Raw genomic sequence first — 507 nt, 5'->3', positions numbered from 1 at the left:
GGAGGAGGCCGCCATGGCGGCGGCGGTCTGCCCGGCGAGGTCGGAGCCGGGGCAGGAGGCGTCGATCTTGAAGGCGGGCCGCTCCATCGGCATGACCTCGGCCGGCCCCCACCAGGCGTGGTCCTTGCCCCCGTGGCCCACCTGCCCGTAAAGGACGTTGGGCGAGGGGTGGGCCTTGACGAAGTAGTCGTTGACGAAGCGGAGGTTGTTCTTCAGGTGCGTCCACTGGCCGGTGCCGGTGTAGGCGGTGCGCTCCTCCAGGCCGCCCCAGGCGAGCACGGTCGCCGAATACGCCATCGGCAGGCCGAACTTGACGTGGTCCCCGGCGTCGTACCACCCGCCGGTCAGGTCGACACCGACGTCCTTGCCGTCGTTCAGCCCCGAGTCCCCGCGCCAGCCGACCCGGTTCCAGTCCGGGATCACGCCGGACTGCTGGGCCTCGTAGAAGAGGAGGGACTTCTGCAGCGCCTCGCCGTAGTTGAACGCGGGCGCGGCGGAGGAGGGGGC

General features: G+C 71.2%; 1 protein-coding gene. It reads right to left on the bottom strand.

Features of this window, described 5'->3' with window-relative positions; genetic code table 11:
• Positions 1 to 507: glycoside hydrolase family 9 protein (locus tag CCN42_RS37075; RefSeq protein WP_211294881.1), on the bottom strand; the 507-nt coding region annotated here is incomplete at both ends.

Origin of the sequence: Streptomyces glaucescens, from assembly GCF_002154375.1 — a bacterium.
GTDB classification, from domain to species: Bacteria; Actinomycetota; Actinomycetes; order Streptomycetales; family Streptomycetaceae; genus Streptomyces; species Streptomyces glaucescens.
This window is presented reverse-complemented; position numbering and strand designations above follow the sequence as displayed.